The sequence below is a fragment of the Acidobacteriota bacterium genome (genome assembly GCA_028874215.1).
Lineage (GTDB): Bacteria > Acidobacteriota > UBA6911 > RPQK01 > JAJDTT01 > JAJDTT01.
In genome coordinates, this window is sequence record JAPPLF010000113.1 from 1 (window position 1) to 3111 (window position 3111).

The 3111-nt window shown below is 69.2% G+C and carries 4 protein-coding genes; all 4 read right to left on the reverse strand.

Going from position 1 to position 3111, the window contains the following annotated elements; translation table 11 throughout:
• Positions 1-557, reverse strand: a 557-nt coding sequence (locus OXT71_23080) for a 4Fe-4S dicluster domain-containing protein (GenBank protein MDE2929284.1), incomplete at its 3' end; no start/stop codon positions are given.
• A gap of 111 nt (positions 558-668) precedes the next feature.
• Positions 669-2192: a 4Fe-4S binding protein gene (locus tag OXT71_23085; protein MDE2929285.1), complete on the reverse strand. Its 1524-nt coding sequence runs from the start codon at positions 2190-2192 to the stop codon at positions 669-671.
• A gap of 7 nt (positions 2193-2199) precedes the next feature.
• Positions 2200-2790: a 4Fe-4S dicluster domain-containing protein gene (locus tag OXT71_23090; GenBank protein MDE2929286.1), complete on the reverse strand. Its 591-nt coding sequence runs from the start codon at positions 2788-2790 to the stop codon at positions 2200-2202.
• Positions 2791-2875: 85 nt separating this feature from the next.
• Positions 2876-3111: hypothetical protein (locus tag OXT71_23095; protein MDE2929287.1), on the reverse strand; the 236-nt coding region annotated here is incomplete at its 5' end.

Below are 3111 nucleotides of genomic sequence, written 5' to 3' on the forward strand. Positions count from 1 at the left end.
GCGGAGGGCTGCGTCGGGCAGAAATACTCGCAGAGGCCGCACCCGACGCACCCTTCCTCGACCACGGGGCCCCGGACAGGTCCTGCGCGCTCGAGGCGGATTGCCTGGCTCCCGAGCGGGCACCTGTCCACGCAGTAGTCGCACCCCGGGTCGGTCCCGCTCCACGCGAGACAGCGGTCGGGGCTCACCTGCGCGACCCCGATCCGTATTTCCTCGCGGGGCACCAGGGAGAGGGCGCCGCTCGGGCAGGCCTTCATGCAGGCGAGGTCCTCACAGACGATGCAGGCGGCCTCCTGGGGGACGATGACCGGGTGGCGGGTTCCCGAATCGTCCTCTCCCGGGACCAGCCGGATGGCTTCGGCCGGGCAGACCTCAGCACACGCGCCGACGCCGCAGCACAGATCGAGGAATTCCTCCTCGGGCGCTGCGCCCGGCGGCCTAAGCGGCGTCCGGGGCGTATCGGCGCCCCCGGCGCGGGACTCCGTGAGAACCGCCTGGATAAAGGCGAAAGGCCCCTTCTGAAGGAAGGCCCGCCGGTCGAATTCAATCGGCTTCATCGCGCATCCTCAGACCGGCAGCCGGGCCGGGCTTTGGCGTATTCCGCAACGTCAAAGAGAGTGGGAGAAGGCGTCGCCGGCGCCAAGGGAAAGACGAGGGTCCGGGTGGTCTTACGCGCCGGGCGCCGCATGCGTCTTCCTCCGGCGGGCCGCCCGGGAGCGCCTGCGGTGAAAAAAGAGGAGCAGGACGAACAGCACGACCCCGCCCGTCGCCAGGTACGGCATCCAGGAGACGGTATCGCCCCAGACTTCGACCGGGACGGACCCCTGAAACCCCTCGGCCACGAGCTTCAAGTCATATAGCCCCGGTCCCGGCACCGACTGGCGGACCCGGTACACGGCTTCCTCCAAAGGCCGGTCGTGCTGGAAGGCGGCCAGCCGGGTCTTTCCACGGCGCACCTCGATGGTCAGGGGGCCCGTGTAGCTCTGGCCGGTCCTGGCGTCCGTGAGGCTGACGTAGAACTGCACGTCGTCCGGCGTGTCCGAAGTCTGCCGGCGCAGCCCCTCGAAGAAATAGCTCACCACGGTGATGTCGTAACGGCCGACCCGGACGCGCGTTTCGCGCGTGGGGATCTGGGGGTAATTCTCGGCGTAGCCGTAGTGGGGCTTTCCCCGCATGTGGTGGCCGGATGCGGCGAGCGGAACCAGGAGCAGCGCCGTCCCCAGCCCCAGGGAGACGCCCTTCTTGAGGCGCGCGAGGAGCCGGGCCGGCGAGCGCCGGCGCGGAGGGGCGAGCCCCAGGGTCAGCAGGTCGTCGGGGCAGGCGGCCGTACAGACCCCGCAGTTGTAGCATTCGGCGAGTGAGAACGACCCCGCCGGGTTGACCCCCATCGGACAGATTCTCGCGCAGGCCGTGCAGCCCTCGATGCAGGCGCGCTCGGCCTTCCGCACCCGGAAGGGGGCCAGCGAGCCGAAGAGGCCCAGAAGCGCGCCGGTCGGGCAGAGGGAGCGGCACCACGCCCGGCGGGAGAGGAGCAACTCGCCCAGGATGACGCCCGAGAAGATCAGGACGCCGCCGTTGGTGACGCCGAACACCATGAGGGAGAACACGTCCCGCCCGATCTGGACGTGGGGGAGGAGGTTCGCCCACAGGGCGACGTCGAAGGCGACCGCCGCGGCAAGCCCCGTGAACAGCAGCGCCCACTTGGCCCACCGGGGGACTTTGAGGTCCGGCGGACGGACCCCGATCTTCGGCAGCGCGCGCCGTCTCAGGAGGTCGAATCCCTCCAGGAGCGTGTTCACCGGGCAGACCCACCCGCAGAAGATCCGCCCGAGGAGGGCGGCCACGAGGAGCGGGAGCGCGGCTCCCGCCAGGAGGGCGAGCCAGACGCCCGGCGCGCGGAATACGGTCTCCGCCGCGACCACCGGGTCGAGAATCGGGAACCCGAAGGCGGAGAACGACCCGAAGTTGCCCACCCAGTCCATCGAGCGGGCGGCGGGGTCCGCCAGGCGACCGAGGGTGACCGAAAACAGGTGGTAGAGCCATTGCTCGAAGACGGTTCCCGTCAGGGATATCTTGTGGTAGCCGTTCTTGCCGTACTGCTGGTAGAGGATGCCCCCGTAGTTGAGGGCGGGCACGGCCAGGAGCAGGCCGAGCGCCCCCAGCTGGATCCCCCTTCTCATGAGCCGGCGCATCACGGTATCAGGACTCCACGGGGACGATGCGGATCGCCTGGGGGACGTGGATGCAGGCGCGCTCGCAGAGCCCGCAGCCCACGCAGGCGTCCGTGACGATGGGCTGTTCGTACATGCCCGTCTTCATCGCCACCCCCGGGAAGGGACAGGCGCGGATGCACACCCCGCAGGTGCGCCCCTGGTAGGAGTAGCACATGGCCTGATCCACCACCGCGCGTCCCATCTTGACCTGAGAGAGAACGGCGTCGGCGTCTGCTACGATTTGCGTCAGGGCGCCCGTCGGGCAGACCTCGGTGCACTTCATGCAAAGCATGCAGGCCTGCTCGCGGGGGACGATGTAAGGCGTGTTGAGGTTTCTGAGGCCGTGGCCGAACCCGGTCATCTGAATGGCGGTGTTCGGACAGACGGCGGCGCACCGCGCGCAGCGGATGCACCGGTCGAGGAACTCCCGCGCGTTCAGCGCGCCGGGCGGGCGAAGGAGGCGGCGAAAACGCGCCCCGGCCCTCGCGAAACTCCTCCGTCCGGTCGCGAGCACCGAAGCGACGCCCGTGAGCGCCATTGCCCCGGCGAGCAGGAACGTCCGTCTGTTCAGACCCAATCTCTCTCCTCCCAAAAGTCCTCCAGGCCCGGCGGGACGGGGAAGGCGAGCGTTCCCTCCCCGTCTCTCCCGGTTCACCGGAGGCCTAGATTTTCTCGATCCTCGCTTTTACGTGCTTGAAGTCCGCCTGGCCGGATACCGGGTCGAAAGCCCGGTGGGTGACCGCGTTGACGAGCCAGCGGTTCTTCTTCGGATCCGCGCTGTCCGCGACGGAAAGGTTCCACGGGGAGAACACCTGCCCCGGCATGACCTTGTTGCGCGCGGGTTTGACCTTGCTCTTCGTGCCGATGCTGGCCCGCGCCTCGTAGCTGCCCCGGGGCG